Genomic DNA, 18,875 nt, shown 5'->3' with positions numbered 1-18,875 from the left:
CTTTCCTCATTTTTTACAAGCTAATTGATAAATTGCTTCTGCGTAAATGGCAGTCGCTTTTATTAAATTGTCGATGTCGACAAATTCATCCGCCTGGTGAGCAACATCGGGTTCGCCAGGAAACAGCATCCCAAAAGCTACACCTTTGTCTAGTACGCGCGCATAAGTGCCTCCGCCAATGGCGATTAGATTTGCTTTTTCACCCGTTTGCTTTTCATATGCGCTTTGTAGCGTTTTAATGAACGGATCGTTTTCGTCCACATAATGAGGAGGAGAATTGGACGCAATGTCCAGTACGAAATCCTTCAACTGATAGGCATCGATTTTTTCTTTAAATGGATAGCTAATCGAGTATCGCATACTTACTGTAATCATAGCGGTTTTCTTTTTTTCAAACCGAATAATTCCGGCGTTAAACGTTGTATCTCCAGATTGTTCATCCGTAAAATCCAACCCAAGCTTACGTCCACGAGAATCTTTATAAAACGTGTCCGCCACAAATTCAACAAACTTTTGGCCATCGCCTTCTAAACGATCTTTCAAAAATACAGCTAGTAGCACCCCGGCATTTATACCATCTTCTGGCTCCATGGCGTGAGCAGATTTCCCATTTAACGTTAATTCTGTTGAACCGTTATGCTGTTCGACTTTACCTGTAACGTCATGTTTTTTGCAAAACACCTTAAAATCTTCTTGCCATTCCGCTAATTGGCCATTTAAAATAGCCGTTGCTTTGTCAGGTACCATATTGGTACGATGTCCGGCAATAAATGATTCTAAAATCGCATCTTCGTGCATTGAAAACGTTGAGAAAACTAAAGATGCGATTCCTTTTTCTGCATTGATGATCGGAAAATCGGCGTCTGGAGTAAAGGCTACAGCTGGCATTTCTTCTGTTTGAAAATAACGTTCCATACAGCGGAAATCGCTTTCTTCATCTGTACCGATAATTAAACGCACGCGCTTTGTAAACTCCACACCCGCATCCTTTAGTATGTTTAATGCAGCCCATGCAGCAATTGTTGGCCCTTTATCGTCAATGGCGCCACGACCGTAAAGTCGCCCATTATGAATTTCTCCACCAAACGGAGCTGTTGTCCAACCCTCACCAACCGGCACAACGTCGACATGTCCTAAAATCCCAAGCAATTCCTCGCCTTGCCCAATTTCCAGATGTCCTGCGACATCTCCAACATTTTTCACCGTATATCCTTCTGTTCTTCCTTTTTCCAAAAACCAATCCAATGCCTGTTTAACTTCTTTCCCAAAAGGAGCTATTGGCGTGGTTTCATTACTTAGTACACTGGGAATCGCTAGTAACTCTTGCAATTCGCTCAGTATTTTTTCTTTGCGTTTTGTAGCTTCTAACTGCCAATCCATGTTTCACACTCCCTTTTGTTATGGCTATTGTACACCTTTTTTCAGGAAATTAAAGATTTTGTCGTTAATTCACATAAAAAATTCTGTCTTTCCATCGTAAATTTTTTGTAAATTCAGCTAAAATCCTAGAATTCGAGATGTTTATCCGGTATAATCAAATTGTCAGATTAGTTAGATTGACATATCTTTTAGGAAAAGGGGCTGTCTTTGGCATCAATTATACTTGCTGTATAACCTCAGCACATCGTCCGCTAGTCTTTGCCAATGGGAAAAAAGATGAAGGAGTGGTTCTATTATGAAACCCACAACCGATCGAATGCTCATTCGAATTAAAGATATGTATAAGTACATTCTCGAGAATGGGACTGTAACGACGCAAGATCTTGTCGACGAATTCGGCATCACTCCTCGCACCATTCAAAGAGATTTGAATGTGTTAGCCTTTAACGACTTGGTAACCAGCCCAACTCGAGGCAAATGGACAACGACGCACCGTAAAGTGAAAATGACGTCCTAACAGATTTCCTAAACAAAGAAAATGACCGCAGTTATGCGGTCATTTTCTTTGTTTAGATAGTCGAGAAATATCTCTTTAATCATGGTTTTCCGAAGCTTACCGCAAGGATAACGAACGGAGCGATTTGTAGCCAATAGAAAATGACCGCAACTATGCGGTCATTTTCTATCTTTTAAGCTAGTAAGTTCTTCTTCTGTTAAATGACGATATTCACCAAGTTCTAATTCTGGATCAAGACTTAACGGTCCCATCGACAAACGTTTCAAGTAGATAACGCTTTTGCCGACACTTTCGAACATCCGTTTAACTTGATGAAATTTCCCCTCTGTAATCGTCAATTCAATTTTAGACAGAGCAGCACTTTCCAAGATGTTTAAACTTGCAGGCTTTGTCTCATAACCATCATCAAGCGTAACACCATTTTTAAATGCTTCTGCATCTTCTTCCGTCACTACCCCTTCAACATGTGCAAAATATGTTTTATCCACATGCTTTTTAGGCGATAGCAATTCATGTGCTAACTTGCCGTCATTTGTTAATAGTAAAAACCCTTCCGTGTCCTTGTCTAGTCGCCCTACAGGAAACGGCTCGAAATGCTGCTCATCTTCAGCCAGCAAATCGATGACTGTTTTATCGTACTTATCTTCCGTTGCCGAAATCACACCTTGAGGTTTATTCATGAGCAAATAAATAAATTCTGTATAAATAACAGCTTCTCCACCGACCGAAATGTGATCGGTATGCTCTTTGACATGCACTTTTGGGTCGCGAACGATTTCACCGTTTACTTCAACTGCTTTTGACTTCAACAGAACTTTAACTTCTTTTCTAGAGCCATAGCCCATATTCGAAAGGTATTTATCTAAACGCATTGTGTCACTCCTAAAAGCCTAATTTCCGTGAGATTTTTGTTATTTTTGAGCCCATCAACTTTTGTGCTAAGCCTGTTTTTAAGCCGAGATAACCATAAACAACTGCGCCAACACCACCGATTAAAATGATACGAATCATGGATAAGAATTTATTGTCCATGCTGATAAACAAATCGATTCCTGACATCGACACGTAAACCGCACCTGCCATAATCAAGTTCAAAATAACAATTAACATCACGCGTCTTGTGACCATTTGCGAATGGTAATTCATTGTTTTAACGATTACAATCATGTTCATCCCAATAGCTGCTATATAACCAATAATCGTTGCTGCTATAGCACCGTCTGTTTCAAAACGTTCGATCAACGGTGTATTTAACAGAGCTTTTAATAATAGACCTGTCGACAAGTTGATGATGATCCATTTTTGTTTGTTGATACCTTGTAAAATAGAAGCTGTGACTGGAAAAGCAGAAAACAAAATTGCCACGGGTAAATAATGCGCTAAAATTTCAGATCCAACATCACTTACTTCGTAAAAGACATGGTATAACTCATCAGAAAGCATCGTCATCCCAATAACTGCAGGTAATGTTAAGAACAATAATAACTGAATTGATTGATCTAATGTTTTTGATACTTGTAAATACTCTCTACGTGTAAAATGCTTGGTGATCAATGGGATCAATGCCATTGAGAAACCAGTAGCAAGCATGACGGGGATCATGACAAGTTTATGAGCAGTTAAGTTTAAAATACCTAAAAGGTCGATTTCTGAGAAATTCCCACCAGAACTCATCGCTCGGTTAAACGTCATTAAATCGACAAACTGGAACAATGGATTGGCAATACCGAGGAAAATGACTGGTACGGCATAAATCACAATCTCTTTGTACATATCACGTAATTTCACGTCATACGATTCAACAGAGTTCGCTAGCAGCTGATTGTATTCGGGCTTTTTCTTTTTCCAGAAATAACCCAATGTTACAATTCCGCCGAGAGCTCCGATTGCCGCAGACAATACCGCAAACTGAATCGCTGTTTTTGGCGTACCATCAAAAATATAAAGAACTGCAAATGCGCCGCCTAAAAGGAAAATAATGCGAACAATTTGCTCGACCAATTGGGAAACAGCAGTCGGCATCATGTAGTTATAGCCTTGGAAAAACCCTCTCCATAGACTCATAAATGGTACGACGATTAATGCAAAACTGACCCAACGAATCGCTTCGGTAACATCCCCAACCGAATAAATCCGTTCATCTTCAGAGATGGTAATACGCGCAAGTGGCTCTGCGAAGATATAAAGCAAGAGAAACGAAACAAAACCGGTAATCATCATCGTCAGAAGGCCTGACTTTAATAATCGCCTACCCGTTTCATAATCACCGAGGGAATTGTATTTAGCGGTAAATTTCGAGAAAGCGATTGGAGCGCCTGAAATAGCCAGCGCCAGCATCAAGTTATACGGGATATATGCATATTGATAAAGCCCGATATTGTCTTCTCCTACCATGCTATAAAACGGAATGATATAAATAACTCCCAATATTTTTGACAAAAATAGACCTAATGTTAAGATGGCTGTACCTTTAACTAATGACGACATTTTACACTTCCTGACTTGTTCATAATAAAAGCAATCTACACGATAGTTTACACCTATAGATGAAATTACTCAACGTGTTTCGCTGCATCGTGTATACTAAAAAGAAAACGAAAGCGAGTTCTTAATATATGTATGACGTTATAATCATCGGCGGGGGTCCCTCCGGCTTAATGGCATCAATTGCCGCAGCTTCAAATAACCAAAAAGTGTTACTGATTGAAAAAGGAAAGAAATTAGGAAAAAAATTAATCATTTCCGGCGGTGGCCGTTGCAACGTAACCAACCGATTGCCGCTAGACGAAATTGTTAGGCATATTCCAGGGAATGGCCGTTTTCTTCACAGTCCTTTTTCTGTATTCAATAACGAAGACATTATTTCCTTCTTTGAAGGCCTTGGTGTCGCGTTAAAAGAAGAAGATCATGGGCGCATGTTCCCCGTATCTAACCGTGCACAAGATGTGGCGGATGCCATGTTCAAAGAAATGGACCGGTTAAATGTTACGATTATGCTCGATTCACCCGTTAAAAAATTATTAATGACTGATGAAAAAGTGACCGGAGTTCGCCTTCATACAGGAGAAGAGTATACAGCGAAAGCGATTGTCGTTGCCGTTGGTGGCAAAGCAGTACCACAAACCGGCTCTACAGGAGATGGCTACCCATGGGCTGAAAAAGCAGGTCATTTGGTGACCGAGCTTTATCCAACGGAAGTACCACTGTTGTCGAAAGAACCGTTTATCGTTAGCCGTGAACTTCAAGGTTTAGCGCTACGTGACGCAGCTGTAACCGTATTAAACAAAAAAGGCAAAGTGCTTGTCACGCATCAAATGGATATGCTGTTTACTCATTTTGGTTTGAGCGGCCCTGCAGTTTTACGCTGTAGCCAATACGTCGTAAAAGAAATGAAGAAAAACGGCGGCCAACCGGTCGAAATGCGCATCAATTCACTACCAAATGAAAATGCCGAATCCGCTTTTCAATTGCTCATGAAAATGATGAAAGACGAACCAAAAAAATCGGTTAAAAATGTTTGGAAAAGCCTTGCTCAAGAACGCTGGCTGCTATTCTTGCTAGGACGTGCAGAAATCGATCCTCAATTGACAGGCGCAGAATTGCCTAGCGACAAAGTACGAGAATTCGCAAAGCAGCTGACAGCCTTTACAATGTTCGTTACCGGCACACAACCTATCGAAAAAGCGTTTGTTACTGGAGGCGGTGTGTCGATCAAAGAAATCGAACCCAAAACGATGGCTTCTAAAAAGAAACCTGGATTGTATTTCTGTGGTGAAATTTTAGACATTCACGGGTACACGGGCGGCTACAATATTACTTCTGCATTAGTGACAGGCAACGTTGCCGGACAAAGCGCAGCTCGTTTTGCGAAAGAACACCGAGTAGAGAGCAGAGCTTAATAGCTTTTGTATAGTTATTCCGCAAACCAGCTTTCTTTTCTGCTGGCTTGTGGCAATCTCTACTGGTTTGATTCACAGTTTGTTTCTATATAGAAAATCTTTAATTTTAAATCAAATACCTCAGCACCGGCGCGTCTACGGGCTAGGCGAAGCAAGAAGACTGGCGTTCTTTGCCTGGCTTCTTGTGAAAGCCATGCCCAAAGCGGCCGAAGCGATTCAAATGAGATATTAATCTATCTTACAAACACAAAAGAGGCAGACTGGAAAATTTCCAGTCTGCCTCTTTTTATTATTCTACTTTCAAAATGCTCCCGGAAGGTTTTGCATTTTCATGTCTACCTTTTTTAGCCTACTACGATGTTAACCAATTTCCCTGGAATAACAATTACTTTGCGAATTTGTTTACCGTCAGTGGCCTTTTGAACATTGTCATCCGCAAGTGCTGCTGCTTCTAGTTCTTCTTTCGTGCTGTCTTTAGCGATCGCTAGCTTTGTTTTTACTTTGCCGTTAACTTGTACTACTACTTGGATTACATCATCGATCATTTTCGATTCGTCGTATTGTGGCCAGTTTTCGTAAGTTACTGATCCTTCATGACCCAATTTCTCCCATAGCTCTTCTGCTACGTGAGGTGCAATTGGAGACAAGAGTTTCACAAAACCTTCTACGTATTCTTTTGGAATGGAATCGACTTTATAGCCTTCGTTAATAAAGACCATCATTTGTGAAATCGCTGTGTTAAAACGCAATCCTTCAAAGTCGTCTGTTACTTTTTTAACAGTCTGGTGATAGACTTTTTCCAGTTTGCCATCGTTTGAATCCGTGATTTTTGCACTCAATTGCTCTTCGTCCATCAACAAACGCCAAATGCGGTCTAGGAATCGACGAGAACCGTCTAGACCATTTGTTGACCAAGCGATAGATGCTTCAAGTGGTCCCATAAACATTTCGTACATACGCAATGTGTCTGCACCGTGGCTTTCGATAATTTGGTCGGGGTTCACGACATTGCCTTTTGATTTCGACATTTTCTCGTTTCCTTCGCCCAAAATCATGCCCTGGTTAAATAACTTTTGGAAAGGTTCTTTTGTTGAAACCACACCGATATCGTATAGCACTTTATGCCAGAAACGCGCATATAGCAGGTGAAGTACTGCGTGCTCTGCGCCACCGATATACACATCAACTGGCAACCAGCGTTTCAATAGTTCAGGGTCAGCCAACATTTCATCATTAGTTGGGTCGATAAAGCGCAAGTAATACCAGCAGCTTCCTGCCCATTGTGGCATCGTGTTGGTTTCGCGACGACCTTTCATTCCTGTTTCTGGATGAACGACATTTACCCAATCGGTAATATTAGCAAGTGGAGACTCGCCTGTCCCGCTTGGCTTAATATCCGTTGTTACTGGCAACATAAGCGGCAAGTCTTTTTCTTCAACAGGCGTCATTGTACCATCTTCCCAATGAATGATCGGAATTGGCTCGCCCCAGTAACGCTGACGGCTAAACAACCAATCGCGCAAGCGGTAAGTAATTTTCTTTTCGCCGACTTTTTTATCAACTAGCCAGTCAATCGCTTTTTCAATTGCTTCTTTTTTGTTTAACCCGTTAAGGAAATCGGAATTGATCAATTCGCCATCGCCTGCATAAGCTTCTTCTTCAATATTGCCGCCTGATACTACTTCGACGATAGGCAAATCGAATTGCTTCGCAAATTCATAATCACGCTCGTCGTGAGCTGGAACTGCCATAATTGCGCCTGTTCCGTAAGTTGCCAATACATAATCGGCGATCCAAACTGGCATTTTTTCGCCACTTGCTGGGTTTGTTGCATAAGCGCCTGTGAAAACACCTGATTTGTCTTTCGCCAAATCTGTGCGTTCCAAATCACTTTTCGTTTTCACGTCGTCAATGTATTTTTCAACAGCTTGTTTTTGTTCTGCTGTTGTAATCGCAGCTACTAATTTATGTTCAGGCGCAAGCACAGCATAAGTCGCACCAAAAATTGTATCTGGACGTGTTGTAAACGCGCGGAAAGAATGTTCCGTATCCGCTACTTGGAATTCCAATTCTGCGCCTTCTGATTTCCCGATCCAGTTGCGCTGCATGTCTTTCAAGCTTTCTGGCCAATCAAGATCATTCAAGTCTTCAAGCAAACGGTCCGCATAATTTGTGATACGCAATACCCATTGGCGCATTGGACGACGCTCAACCGGATGACCACCGCGTTCTGATTTGCCATCGATCACTTCTTCGTTCGCAAGAACTGTTCCAAGTGCTGGGCACCAGTTAACTGCAACTTCATCAACATACGCTAGTCCTTTATTATACAATTGGATAAAAATCCATTGCGTCCATTTATAATAAGACGGATCTGTCGTGCTAATTTCACGGTCCCAGTCATAAGAAAATCCAAGTTCTTGAATTTGGCGCTTGAACGTTTCAATGTTTTTAGCCGTAAATTCAGCTGGATCATTTCCTGTATCCAGTGCATATTGCTCTGCTGGAAGACCAAAAGCATCCCAACCCATTGGGTGCAAAACATTATAGCCTTGCATGCGTTTAACACGGCTTAAAATATCAGTCGCCGTGTAGCCTTCTGGGTGACCCACATGAAGTCCAGCCCCTGATGGATATGGGAACATATCTAGTGCATAAAATTTCGGTTTAGACGGATCGTCTACCATTTTAAACGTTTTGTTGTCTTGCCAATATTTCTGCCATTTTTTCTCAACTAGTTTGTGCTTGAATGTCATTTCCAATTCCTCCTCAAAATAAAAAAATCCCGCCCCTTAAAAAATAAGGGACGGGATTTTCCCGCGGTACCACCCAAATTAGCGACTGCTCGCTCAACTTGACTCCTTAACGCGGAAAACGGTGTATCTTACTTAGTTTCACATACACTGACTCCAAGGTGAGTTCGTTTGGGCATTTTACCGACTTGCACCAACCGCCGGCTCTCTGTAAAAAATACGCAAACTACTAGTCCTCTTCGCTGTCATTACCTATTGTCTTCATTTTAGACGAGTCGCCGTTTTTTGGCAATAGCTTAAGAGACTTTAACGTTTTCTGTGTTTAATGGTGCATCTGTTGAATCGATAATATCTTGAACCGTAAAGCCATCAAATACTTCTGTTAAGACCAATCCAGCATCTGTCACTTCAATTACAGCACGTTCTGTAATGATTTTGTTGACGACACCTTTGCCTGTTAGCGGCAAATCACATTGTTTTTTTATTTTGGCAGAACCGTCTTTTGATACATGATCCATAATAACGATTACTTTTTTCGCACCGTGCACCAAATCCATTGCGCCGCCCATGCCTTTAATCATTTTCCCTGGAATCATCCAGTTCGCTAAGTCCCCATTTTGAGCTACTTCCATACCACCAAGAATCGCGACATCAATATGTCCACCGCGGATCATCGCGAATGATTCAGCACTTGTAAAGAAAGCCGAACCAGGAATCGTTGTAACAGTTTCTTTACCCGCATTGATTAAGTCCGGATCAACATTTTCTTCTGTCGGATACGGTCCGATTCCTAAAAGTCCGTTTTCTGATTGAAGAACAACACTTTTATTGTCGGAAATGAAGTTCGCAACTAAAGTTGGCATACCGATTCCTAAGTTGACGTAATCGCCGTCGTTGATTTCTTTTTCAGCTCGTTTTGCAATGCGTTCTCTGACTAATTGTTTATCCAAGATTTTCTCCACCCTTTCTTAAACAGTGCGTGTTGTAAGACGTTCGATCCGTTTTTCTTGGTCTGCTTGAAGCAAGCCTTGTACATAAATGCTTGGCGTTTGAACGTGATTCGGATTGATGTCACCGATTTCCACGATTTCTTCTACTTCCGCAATGGTAATTTTCCCAGCCGCTGCAGCAAGTGGATTAAAGTTTTGTGCTGTTTTGTTATAAACAAGGTTGCCCATCTTATCAGCTTTATGTGCTCTAACTAATGCAAAATCTGCTCGTAACGCGTGTTCAAGCACATATTCTTTGCCATCGAATTCGCGAATTTCTTTGCCTTCTGCAACAGTTGTACCTACGCCAGCTGGTGTGAAGAAAGCTGGAATCCCCGCTCCACCTGCACGCATTTTTTCAGCTAACGTTCCTTGCGGAGTCAATTCAACTTCGATTTCGCCCGATAACACTTGACGCTCGAATTCTTTGTTTTCACCTACATAAGAACCGATCATTTTTTTAATTTGTTTGTTTTTCAATAATAGGCCAAGACCCCATTCGTCTACTCCACAGTTATTGGAAATGACGGTCAGATCGGTTACCCCTTTATCAACTAGTGCTAAAATAAGCTGTTCAGGTATTCCTACTAACCCAAATCCGCCTACCATAATTGTGGCACCGTCTTGAATTTGTTCAACTGCTTCTTTTGCAGAACTGTAAATCGGTTTCATTCCATTATGCCTCCTCTGACTCATCCACTTAAATTCATTATTAAAACGCTTCCATTTTTAATTTAAACAAACTATTGCTCTAAACGCAATATTCATAAAAATCCATTGTCTCATTAGTAGGCATTGTTTGCCGTTTTGTCGTCATGCTACAATGGCTTTCGAGGAGTTGTTTCGATTGAGTAAAGAGTTTCCTTTTTCATCTGATGGAAAACGTTATTATACATGGAATCGCCATTTGCGCGATCATTTTGGCTTTAAGGTCATGAAAATCGCTTTAGATGCAGGGTTTGATTGTCCGAACCGGGACGGAACAGTAGCACACGGGGGCTGTACGTTTTGCAGCGTAGCAGGTTCTGGTGATTTTGCCGGAGATCGTGTCGACTCGATTTCTGAGCAATTTGATAAAGTTAAAGAAAAAATGCATCGCAAGTGGAAAGATGCTAAATATATGGCGTATTTTCAAGCCTATACCAATACACATGCGCCGTTACCCGTGATTAAAGAAAAGTTTGAAGCGGCACTCGAACAAGAAAATGTTATCGGTTTGAGCATCGCAACGCGTCCGGACTGTTTGCCAGATGATGTCGTGGATTATTTAGCCGAATTAAACGAACGCACGTATTTATGGGTCGAACTTGGATTGCAAACGATTCATGAGCGAACGGCCCTTTTGGTCAACCGTGCGCATGATTTCGAAGCATATGTAGAAGGCGTAACAAAATTACGTAAGCGCGGCATTCGCGTGTGTACACATATCATCAACGGCTTACCACTTGAAGACCGAGACATGATGATGGAAACTGCTCGTGAAGTGGCAAAACTTGATGTTCAAGGCATTAAAATTCACTTGTTGCATTTATTAAAAGGCACACCAATGGTCAAGCAATACGAAAAAGGCATGGTCGAGTTTCTTGAAAAGCAAGAATACATTAACTTAGTAGCCGACCAACTTGAAGTGTTGCCACCAGAAATGGTTGTCCAACGCATTACAGGAGATGGCCCGATAGATTTAATGATTGGTCCGATGTGGAGCGCCAACAAATGGGACGTCTTAAACGGCATCGATGCAGAACTCGCACGCCGCGAAAGTTGGCAAGGTAAACTTGCTGCTGGGAGTGTGTCTTCATGACGGTACAACGTGTATTGCCTTTTACAAAATCATTGCTTGAACAAGCGGTCTCTTCTGGAGACGTAGCCATTGATGGCACTGCTGGCAACGGACATGATACACACTTCCTTGCAGGTTTAACTGGAGCAACCGGAAAAGTTTTCGCTTTTGATATTCAAGCAGAAGCGATTGACGCGACACGAATTCGAGTGCAAGACGTTGACCACGTCGAACTTATTCATGACAGCCATGCCAAAATAAAAGACTATGTGTCAGAGCCCATTGCAGCTGCCGTTTTCAATCTTGGCTATTTGCCAAAAGGTGATCACAGCATTATTACAAAAGCAAAAAGTACGCTTGCTGCTCTCGAACAATGTTTAGATCTTTTGAAAATAAAAGGCGTTTTGTTAGTTGTCGTATACAGTGGCCATGAAGGCGGCAGCGAAGAACGTGATGCCGTTATGGAATTCGTTTCCTCCCTACCGCAAAAAACTTTTGATGTGCTGAAATATGAGTTTATCAACCAGCAACATTCACCTCCGTTTCTTTTAGCAATTGAGAAAAAATAAGAAATCATTTAAAAAACGCTGAAAAGAGCAATTGCTCTTTTCTGCGTTTTTTAAGCTTAGTTTTCTATTCCTTCTTTTTCCGGCGGATTTGCTAGTAAAGCTGCCACAATTCCAAGAAGCGGGAAAATCATAATAACCCATAACACTTCTTTATAGCCACCAAAGAAATCGTAAAACAAGCCGAACGGTAATGGACCAAGGGCAGAACCAACTACCATAAAGGCCATCGAAATGCCGGTAATGCTACCAAGGTATTGCCGACCGAAATAATTTGGCCACACAACACTAAGGGTCACGCGTTCAATTCCCAACATAAAGCCCCATACAACGGCAAAAAGAATTGCTCCTGAAAACAAGTCCGCTTCTTTCAATAAGAAAATCGAGGCAATTTCCCCAACAAAAACAAAAGCTAACATCCACTGAACGCGTATTTTATCAAGCAAATAACCTGCCAGAAACGTTACTGGAAAACCAATAACCGCCATCAAACTCAAGACAGTCGCAGCTGTTTCAGGTGCTAATGATTGAATCGAAAAAATAGACACCAAATGGAAAGTCATTCCGGTATTAACCAATGCAGGAACCACTACACAAAACAACAGGAGCCAAAAAGAGCGGGTCTTTTTCGCTTCTTTTACCGTCCAACTAATGTCTGAAGATAAAGCCTTGTGTGGATCCTCTTCTCTTACTAAAGGTCCATTATCCGGCAGCAAGCCAATATCTTCTGGCCGATTTCGGATAAAGAAAAATGCTAAAGGTGTAAAAATCAGGACAATGGATGCGCCAAGAATTTGCCAAGTCGTTCGCCAACCATAAGCTTCAATTAGCCAAACATTGATCAATGGAAATGCAGCAGATCCAATCATCCCACCTAGCGCAGCTAACCCAAGCGCACGACCACGTTTTTGTATAAACCATTGTGGCACTAAAGCGTTTGGAACGAGCGTCATCGAGCCTTGACCAAATAGCCGTATAGCGAAAAAGCCCATAAACAACATCACCCAATTGACTACGAAACTATTAAATATACTGGCTGCTGCTAGAATTAAGGATACGGCAATCGCCATTTTTCGCGCACCGACTTTATCAATCATTCGACCGATGATAAACAATAAAAATCCTGCAAGAAGTGTCGCTGATGAGTAAATACCGGACACGGTCGAGCGGCTCCAGCCAAATTCTTCTATGTAATAATCTATAAAAATGGCGTTTGAATAGGTTTGTCCAGGTCCAGAAAAAAAGTGAGACAATCCCGCGAGAATAACAATTACCCAGCCGTAATAAAATGGCGTATGGATAACGCCGTTTCCATTAATCCTATTTTCCTTTGTATTCTTCATAACAACCCTCCCTCACAAAAAAAGAGCCCATTTGAGCTCTTTATATTCGTGCTATTATTTTACAATTAAAACGGGGCAATTTGCACGTTTTACCACTTTATGACTAACACTACCAAGAACCATTTCTTGAAGTGAGTTCAAGCCGCGGCTGCCGATGACAAGTACGTCGAATTCATCTTGGTTAGCATATTCAACAATGGCAGGTCCAGGTGTACCATGGAGAATTTCCACTTTGTAATTGACGCCTCCCGCACTTAACGCATCTTCTACCGGCTGAAGATTTTTTCTACGTTTAAGGTCAAGTTCCGTGGAACTGCCACTATGCAAAACTTCTTTTTTAGAATCATCATAATCTGCCACAAAGACAATGGTTACTTGAGGTTCAGCTGATCCTTTTGCTAATTTCACAGCTTCTTTCGCAGCGCGCTCGGAATGTTCCGAGCCGTCCACCGCTAATAATATTCGAGTATACATGCACCAGCACTCCTCTGCTATTTTTAATGGGTTGGTAATTTTACATGTTGATTGTTAAAAACTGCTAGCTGATCAATCAGCTTTTGACTGCCGGTATCCAAGCCAACAATTTTCACATTATTGCCGTTTTCCTGGAATTTCAAGACAACCCGATCAACGGCACCAACGCCGGAATCATCCCAAATATGTGACTCAGTAAAGTCAATGATAACCGTTTGTCCTTGCGTTTCGTAGTCAAATTTTTCAAGGAAATCTTCAACTGAAGCAAAGAACAATTGACCTACCACTTCGTAATATGTGTCTTCCAATAGTTTTTTCTTCACTTTAATCTTCGATATTTTTGCGACAAAGAAGATGGCACTCAACAGTACGCCAGCTAGCACACCGATTGAAAGGTCATGTGTGTAGACAACAATCATTACAGTTGCCAGCATAACAATAGAGTCGGCTTTTGGCGCTTTTTTCAAATAACTAAATGACGACCAGTCAAAGGTGCCGATAGATACCATAATCATGATTCCGACTAAAACCGGCATTGGAATCTGTACCACGACATTTCCTAAAACAATAATGAGGAACATGAGGAACGCACCGGCTACAAAAGCCGACAGTCTGCCTCTCCCACCTGACTTGACGTTAATAATAGATTGACCAATCATGGCACATCCCGCCATTCCACCGAAAAATCCAGTGACAAAATTGGCGATTCCTTGTCCTCGAGATTCCTTATTCTTATCACTTGTTGTACTTGTCATATCATCTACAATATTCGCTGTTAACAAGGATTCAAGTAACCCAACCACTGCTAAAGCTAGAGAATAAGGTAAAATAATCAGTAAAGTTTCCATGTTAAATGGAACATTCGGCAGCAGGAAAGTCGGCAACGTTTGACTAATAACACCTAAATCCCCTACTGTTCTCAAATCTAGTCCCCCGTAAATTGCAGCACCCGTCAAGACCACTAACGCAATCAATGGCGCTGGGATTGCTTTAAAGAACCTGGGAACGATGTAGACAATGGCAAGCGTAATTGCTACGAAAACATACGTTAAATTATTGATGCCGATAAAATGCGGCACTTGTGCCATGAAGATGAGGATGGCAAGTGCATTAACAAATCCGATCATTACTGCGCGTGGGATGAATTTCATCACTTTTGCGACTTTAAAAACTCCAAATAAGATTTGAATAACGCCCGTTAAAATAGTAGCAGCCAATAAATATTCCAAACCATGATCCCGCACCAACGGTACCATTAGCAGCGCCATGGCTCCGGTTGCCGCAGAAATCATACCGGGGCGACCTCCTACAAACGCGATAATAACCGCGATACTAAATGAAGCGTACAGCCCGACCATTGGGTCCACTCCGGCGATGATTGAAAATGCTATAGCTTCCGGGATCAATGCCAGAGCGACAACAATTCCCGCCAGGACATCTCCTCGTACATTTCCGAACCATTGCGTTTTAATTTTTTTCCACATATTCACTTTCTCCTCTTACATTTTTTTGACTTTTAACTCTCATAAAAGCCGATCCGTTTTACCAATAAAATTAGTGTATCATCTTTTTACCCAAAAAAGAACCTTTTTGGAACTATCGACACTTTTACCTTGTGCTATGATAGATATGACTCGCTATGAAAGGGGATTTTAACTTGTTGATAGGTTACGCAAGACCTAGCGTTGAAGATCCAGAGTGCCAACACCAACTCATGCTTCTTAAAAATTTCGGCTGCACTAAAATATATGTAGAAATGCACGCCTCTCCAAAAAATCGGTTGCAACTTGAAAATTTGTTGGAACAAGCAGAAGATGGCAGTCAACTAGTTGTTGCCAGGCTATACACTTTTGCGGATTCTACTCGGCAGTTAGTAGAGCTTCTAAACATACTGGAAACAAAAAAGACCACTTTTTTTTCTATCCATGAAAATATTGATACAAATAACGAAAAAGAGTACCCGTTCATTAAAATTTTGAGCTATTTGTCCGATTTTCAAAGTGATGCCATCAGTGAAAAAACCAAAGCGGGATTATCTCTTGCCAAGGAAAAAGGTGTCGTCTCTGGTCGCCCCAGAAAAGCAGACAAAAACGTAAAAAAAGCAATCGAACTGTACGAAAGCAAACAATTTACCTTAGCTGAAATTAAAGAAAAAACCGGTATCAGTAGGTCTACCTTGTATCGCTATTTAGAGAATTAATGACAGTAAAAAGACCCTTACCTAAAATTAGGCAAGGGTCTTGCTGAGTAAATTAAATGTTCATTTTCTAATGAATTATCACTTTAAATTCTTTTTAATATACTGCACAACTTTGCGAAGCTCTGTTGCGCTTGGACGTCCATAAGGGCTCGTTTGCTGCTGTTGATAAAGAATATTCCCTTTTTCATCAAGCAAATAATGAGCAGCTTCCCCGTGGATTCCATGATCTTCATATAGTGCATCTTCTCCGTGGTAATAAGCGCCATACTGGTCTAACAAATCTGTTGTAAGGTCAGACAAGAGCGGAAAGCTTAAGCTATGCTCATTTTTCATCCCCAATGAGTTTTCTTGGCTATCTGTTGATAGAGCCGTAAAATAAACGCCTTTTCCTTCAAAATAAGAAAGGCTTTCTTCAATTTCTTTTAAATCTTGGTTACATACTGGGCACCATGATCCTCTGAAAAAGACCAAAAATCTCCAACCTGGACGATCCGTCAAATCTTGTTCGAGAGAATAAGTACCGCCTTCTGCTAATGGTAGTTCAAATAATGGTGCTTTATCACCGAGTTGCAATGTTGTCATAGTTAATTTCCTCCTCATTTTTAAAACTCAATCGATTAAACTTTATTTCCACTTTAACAATCCATTTAAATCGTCGAATATATAATCCGGCTCCAGATCAAGCTCTTCGACCGGCATTCCTTTTCGGTTGATCCAAGCTGTTTGGAATCCGAAACTTTTCGCACCCGATACATCCCAGCCATTAGACGACATAAAGAGAACTTCATGACTTTCGATTCCGAGTTGCTCTAACGCATATTGATAAGATGCCGGTGTTGGTTTAAATTCTTTCACGTCATCAATACTCAACACATGATCAAACAACTCTTCTAATCCGGCATTTTTAACTAAAGGATCTAGCATATCGTGAGAGCCATTTGAAAAAACCACTAAGTTTTTATCTTTTAACTGCGTAAGAACTTCTTTAGATTCTGCGTAAAGCGGTAAATGCAGATAGGCATCCAATAACTTTTGTTCATTTTCTTTACTTGGCTGCAAGTCATTTTCGTTAAGTGCATATTTTAATGCATCATGTGTAATGGCATAGAGCGTGGCATAATTGCCCATCAGCTGGCGCAACATAAAGTATTCAACTTGCTTGGATCTCCATGTCTGACTGATTTTTTCTCCATATCCGGGATATAATTCTTCGCATTCTTTTTTTATCGCCGTAACGTCGAACAAGGTTCCGTAAACATCGAACACAAAGGCTTTGATTGAATTCTCCACGCCACATCCTCCTTTTGTTGACTCTGCAAACAATTTACTAATTTGCTTTACAGCCTTTTACTACTATACCCAAAGCCAGTTGGATTAATCGGAGATAAACAAATTCATCTAACATAAATATAAAAAAACCCGAACCGGCGCACTTTTAAAGTGCTTCGGGTCGGGTTAATTTTTTCCTTTTTATAACTATTTTAGAAATAATTCATTGGATTCACTGCGTTTGAGCGAGCTCCATTCCATGGACCAACATGGATTTCAAAATGAAGATGTGGTCCGGTAGATCGTCCTGTGCTGCCAACGAGTCCAACATTTTGACCTTGTGAAACTGCCTGTCCAGATGACACATTGATAGCACTCATATGAGCATAAACAGTTGCATACGTTTGGCCTTGAATTGAGTGAGTTAAAATTACTACGTTACCATAACCACCCATGTTACCGGCATAGGAAACATAACCAGTTGCCGCCGCAGAGATTGGTGTACCCGTTACATTGGCAATGTCTTGTCCAAGATGTGATTCGGCACCGTCACCGATATCACGTCCACCAAAACCTGAAGAATGTCGTCCAGAAGCTGGCCAAATAAACATCGCACTAGGTGCTGGTTCTGCTACTGGTACTGGTGCAACTTCTACTTTTACTGGTGGAGTCACAGCAGGTGTAGGTGCTTTCGGCTTGCTTGCTGATTCAGCTTTGGCACTACTTTTAGCTTGAGCCTGTGCTTCTGCCTCTGCTTGTGCACGAGCTTTTTCTTCTGCTGCGGCTTTAGCAGCTGCAGCTGCAGCCGCTTCTGCTTCTGCTTGTAGACGAGCCTCTTCTGCAGCTTTTTCAGCAGCAATTTTTCGCTGGCGTTCTTCTTCTTCTTTTCTAGCAATTTCTGCTAAACGTGCTTGTTCGTTCATGATTTGTTTTTCTAAATCTGCACTAACTTCAAGAGCTTCGGCATGTTCAAATTCTAACTCATTTTTTTCAGCTGCCAGGCGTTTTTGTTCTTTTTCTAAGTTTTGAACAGCTTGTGCTTGTTCTGCTTTTTTACTGCTTAATGAAGCTTTTAACCCAACCAATTCTAAACGTCGAGATTCTTGTTCAGCTAACTTGGATTCTACTTGTTCTTTTTGTTCAGCTAGCAGTTTTTTATCTGCCGCTTGTTCCCGCATGATTTCTCTGTCTGCTTCTATTAACGTATTCACCGCAGAAAAACGATCAATAAAATCAATAAAACTGTTTGCGCCAAGTAAGACATCTATGTAATCTACAGAACCGCCACTTAACTGGATAGCACGAGCTCGTTCTTTCAACAACTCTTCACGTTCTTCTATTTTTTTTTCAAGTTCTTCAATTGACTTTTTCAGCTCATCAATTTCTACTTTAGTTTTATCGATTTTCGCTTGAACATCACTGATTTTTGTTTCTGTACCCGTAATTTGTGCGTTCAATTCTTCAATTTTTGCTGTTAATTGGTCTAACTTTGATACGTTTTGATTGATTTGTCCTGCTTTTTCACTAATATCAGAAGTTAATTCACTTTTTTGTTGTTCTGTTTCTTGCTGTTTCTGCTCTAATTCATTTAATGTATCTGCGTTAGCTGTCGGTATCAATATTGATAAAGCTAATACAGAGGATAAACTAGTTACTAACCATTTCGATATCATGTGTTTTATCCCCTTTCAATAATTACGAGTGT

17 protein-coding genes and 1 other annotated feature are annotated in these 18,875 nt (G+C 41.1%); of the genes, 5 read left to right on the top strand and 12 right to left on the bottom strand.

What is annotated here, in order from left to right:
• Positions 1-6: 6 nt before the first annotated feature.
• Positions 7-1,380: a dipeptidase PepV gene (gene pepV, locus MLE13_RS11480; RefSeq protein ID WP_240749827.1), complete on the bottom strand. Its 1,374-nt coding sequence runs from the start codon at positions 1,378-1,380 to the stop codon at positions 7-9.
• Positions 1,381-1,675: 295 nt separating this feature from the next.
• On the opposite strand from pepV, the gene MLE13_RS11475 reads away from it, so the two are divergent.
• The gene (locus MLE13_RS11475) at positions 1,676-1,897 is read left to right on the top strand and encodes a DeoR family transcriptional regulator (protein WP_008429018.1); all 222 of its coding nucleotides are present in this window, start codon (positions 1,676-1,678) and stop codon (positions 1,895-1,897) included.
• 158 nt (positions 1,898-2,055) lie between these two features.
• Here the strand turns inward: MLE13_RS11475 and MLE13_RS11470 are convergent, their stop codons facing one another.
• Together MLE13_RS11470 and MLE13_RS11465 are read right to left on the bottom strand one after the other, a co-directional pair.
• Positions 2,056-2,769, bottom strand: coding sequence for a pseudouridine synthase (locus MLE13_RS11470; RefSeq protein ID WP_240749826.1), 714 nt, complete (start codon positions 2,767-2,769; stop codon positions 2,056-2,058).
• Positions 2,770-2,779: 10 nt separating this feature from the next.
• On the bottom strand, positions 2,780-4,384 hold the full coding sequence (locus MLE13_RS11465) for a putative polysaccharide biosynthesis protein (RefSeq protein WP_240749825.1): 1,605 nt from the start codon (positions 4,382-4,384) through the stop codon (positions 2,780-2,782).
• 128 nt (positions 4,385-4,512) lie between these two features.
• Between MLE13_RS11465 and MLE13_RS11460 the strand changes: the two genes are divergently transcribed.
• A complete protein-coding gene (locus MLE13_RS11460) occupies positions 4,513-5,796 on the top strand; it encodes an NAD(P)/FAD-dependent oxidoreductase (protein ID WP_240749824.1) in 1,284 nt (427 codons plus the stop codon).
• A gap of 344 nt (positions 5,797-6,140) precedes the next feature.
• On the opposite strand, the gene leuS is transcribed toward MLE13_RS11460, so the two are convergent.
• From leuS to MLE13_RS11445, 3 genes are all read right to left on the bottom strand, one after another.
• The gene (gene leuS, locus MLE13_RS11455) at positions 6,141-8,552 is read right to left on the bottom strand and encodes a leucine--tRNA ligase (protein WP_240749823.1); all 2,412 of its coding nucleotides are present in this window, start codon (positions 8,550-8,552) and stop codon (positions 6,141-6,143) included.
• Between the two features lie 43 nt (positions 8,553-8,595).
• Positions 8,596-8,801: a binding site (T-box leader), on the bottom strand.
• 44 nt (positions 8,802-8,845) lie between these two features.
• Positions 8,846-9,499 carry a 3-oxoacid CoA-transferase subunit B gene (locus tag MLE13_RS11450; RefSeq protein WP_240749822.1) on the bottom strand — a complete coding sequence of 218 codons (654 nt, stop codon included), beginning with the start codon at positions 9,497-9,499 and terminating at the stop codon, positions 8,846-8,848.
• Positions 9,500-9,517: 18 nt separating this feature from the next.
• On the bottom strand, positions 9,518-10,210 hold the full coding sequence (locus MLE13_RS11445) for a CoA transferase subunit A (RefSeq protein WP_008429012.1): 693 nt from the start codon (positions 10,208-10,210) through the stop codon (positions 9,518-9,520).
• A gap of 175 nt (positions 10,211-10,385) precedes the next feature.
• Between MLE13_RS11445 and MLE13_RS11440 the strand changes: the two genes are divergently transcribed.
• Together MLE13_RS11440 and MLE13_RS11435 are read left to right on the top strand one after the other, a co-directional pair.
• Positions 10,386-11,339, top strand: coding sequence for a TIGR01212 family radical SAM protein (locus tag MLE13_RS11440; RefSeq protein ID WP_430905214.1), 954 nt, complete (start codon positions 10,386-10,388; stop codon positions 11,337-11,339).
• On the top strand, positions 11,336-11,887 hold the full coding sequence (locus MLE13_RS11435) for a class I SAM-dependent methyltransferase (protein ID WP_240749821.1): 552 nt from the start codon (positions 11,336-11,338) through the stop codon (positions 11,885-11,887). Before MLE13_RS11440 ends, MLE13_RS11435 begins: the two co-directional genes overlap by 4 nt.
• Before the next feature lie 56 nt (positions 11,888-11,943).
• On the opposite strand, the gene MLE13_RS11430 is transcribed toward MLE13_RS11435, so the two are convergent.
• Genes MLE13_RS11430 through MLE13_RS11420 form a run of 3 tightly spaced genes read right to left on the bottom strand, consistent with a single transcriptional unit; the run spans position 11,944 to position 15,185 of the window.
• Entirely contained in the window at positions 11,944-13,227 is a 1,284-nt protein-coding gene (locus tag MLE13_RS11430; protein ID WP_240749820.1) for an MFS transporter, read from the bottom strand.
• Between the two features lie 54 nt (positions 13,228-13,281).
• On the bottom strand, positions 13,282-13,701 hold the full coding sequence (locus MLE13_RS11425) for a universal stress protein (protein ID WP_240749819.1): 420 nt from the start codon (positions 13,699-13,701) through the stop codon (positions 13,282-13,284).
• A gap of 23 nt (positions 13,702-13,724) precedes the next feature.
• A complete protein-coding gene (locus MLE13_RS11420; protein ID WP_240749818.1) occupies positions 13,725-15,185 on the bottom strand; it encodes a SulP family inorganic anion transporter in 1,461 nt (486 codons plus the stop codon).
• Positions 15,186-15,358: 173 nt separating this feature from the next.
• On the opposite strand from MLE13_RS11420, the gene MLE13_RS11415 reads away from it, so the two are divergent.
• Positions 15,359-15,901, top strand: coding sequence for a recombinase family protein (locus tag MLE13_RS11415; protein ID WP_240749817.1), 543 nt, complete (start codon positions 15,359-15,361; stop codon positions 15,899-15,901).
• 78 nt (positions 15,902-15,979) lie between these two features.
• Here MLE13_RS11415 and MLE13_RS11410 read toward each other — a convergent pair whose 3' ends face one another.
• The 3 genes from MLE13_RS11410 to MLE13_RS11400 all read right to left on the bottom strand — a co-directional run bounded on the left by MLE13_RS11410 (position 15,980) and on the right by MLE13_RS11400 (position 18,843).
• Positions 15,980-16,483 (bottom strand): redoxin domain-containing protein, encoded by a 504-nt coding sequence (locus MLE13_RS11410; RefSeq protein WP_240749816.1) that lies wholly within the window; start codon positions 16,481-16,483, stop codon positions 15,980-15,982.
• 42 nt (positions 16,484-16,525) lie between these two features.
• Positions 16,526-17,191, bottom strand: a complete 666-nt coding sequence (locus MLE13_RS11405; RefSeq protein ID WP_240749815.1) for a haloacid dehalogenase type II — start codon at positions 17,189-17,191, stop codon at positions 16,526-16,528.
• 191 nt (positions 17,192-17,382) lie between these two features.
• Complete coding sequence (locus MLE13_RS11400) at positions 17,383-18,843, bottom strand: murein hydrolase activator EnvC family protein (RefSeq protein ID WP_240749814.1); 1,461 nt, start codon at positions 18,841-18,843, stop codon at positions 17,383-17,385.
• Positions 18,844-18,875 lie beyond the last annotated feature (32 nt).

It is taken from the genome of Planococcus halocryophilus (genome assembly GCF_022489025.1).
Taxonomy (GTDB): Bacteria; Bacillota; Bacilli; order Bacillales_A; family Planococcaceae; genus Planococcus; species Planococcus halocryophilus_A.
The sequence above is the reverse complement of the archived record's forward strand: the minus strand, read 5'-3'. Positions and strand labels throughout refer to the sequence as shown.

What these genes read in the sequence shown, in the direction of transcription:
- MLE13_RS11420 (WP_240749818.1), bottom strand. Translation starts at nt 15,185, where the DNA reads ATGTGGAAAAAAATTAAAACGCAATGGTTCGGAAATGTACGAGGAGAT.
- MLE13_RS11460 (WP_240749824.1), top strand. Translation starts at nt 4,513, where the DNA reads ATGTATGACGTTATAATCATCGGCGGGGGTCCCTCCGGCTTAATGGCA.
- MLE13_RS11445 (WP_008429012.1), bottom strand. Translation starts at nt 10,210, where the DNA reads ATGAAACCGATTTACAGTTCTGCAAAAGAAGCAGTTGAACAAATTCAA.
- MLE13_RS11470 (WP_240749826.1), bottom strand. Translation starts at nt 2,769, where the DNA reads ATGCGTTTAGATAAATACCTTTCGAATATGGGCTATGGCTCTAGAAAA.
- MLE13_RS11425 (WP_240749819.1), bottom strand. Translation starts at nt 13,701, where the DNA reads ATGTATACTCGAATATTATTAGCGGTGGACGGCTCGGAACATTCCGAG.
- MLE13_RS11430 (WP_240749820.1), bottom strand. Translation starts at nt 13,227, where the DNA reads ATGAAGAATACAAAGGAAAATAGGATTAATGGAAACGGCGTTATCCAT.
- pepV (WP_240749827.1), bottom strand. Translation starts at nt 1,380, where the DNA reads ATGGATTGGCAGTTAGAAGCTACAAAACGCAAAGAAAAAATACTGAGC.
- MLE13_RS11410 (WP_240749816.1), bottom strand. Translation starts at nt 16,483, where the DNA reads ATGACAACATTGCAACTCGGTGATAAAGCACCATTATTTGAACTACCA.
- MLE13_RS11475 (WP_008429018.1), top strand. Translation starts at nt 1,676, where the DNA reads ATGAAACCCACAACCGATCGAATGCTCATTCGAATTAAAGATATGTAT.
- MLE13_RS11435 (WP_240749821.1), top strand. Translation starts at nt 11,336, where the DNA reads ATGACGGTACAACGTGTATTGCCTTTTACAAAATCATTGCTTGAACAA.
- MLE13_RS11400 (WP_240749814.1), bottom strand. Translation starts at nt 18,843, where the DNA reads ATGATATCGAAATGGTTAGTAACTAGTTTATCCTCTGTATTAGCTTTA.
- MLE13_RS11465 (WP_240749825.1), bottom strand. Translation starts at nt 4,384, where the DNA reads ATGTCGTCATTAGTTAAAGGTACAGCCATCTTAACATTAGGTCTATTT.
- leuS (WP_240749823.1), bottom strand. Translation starts at nt 8,552, where the DNA reads ATGACATTCAAGCACAAACTAGTTGAGAAAAAATGGCAGAAATATTGG.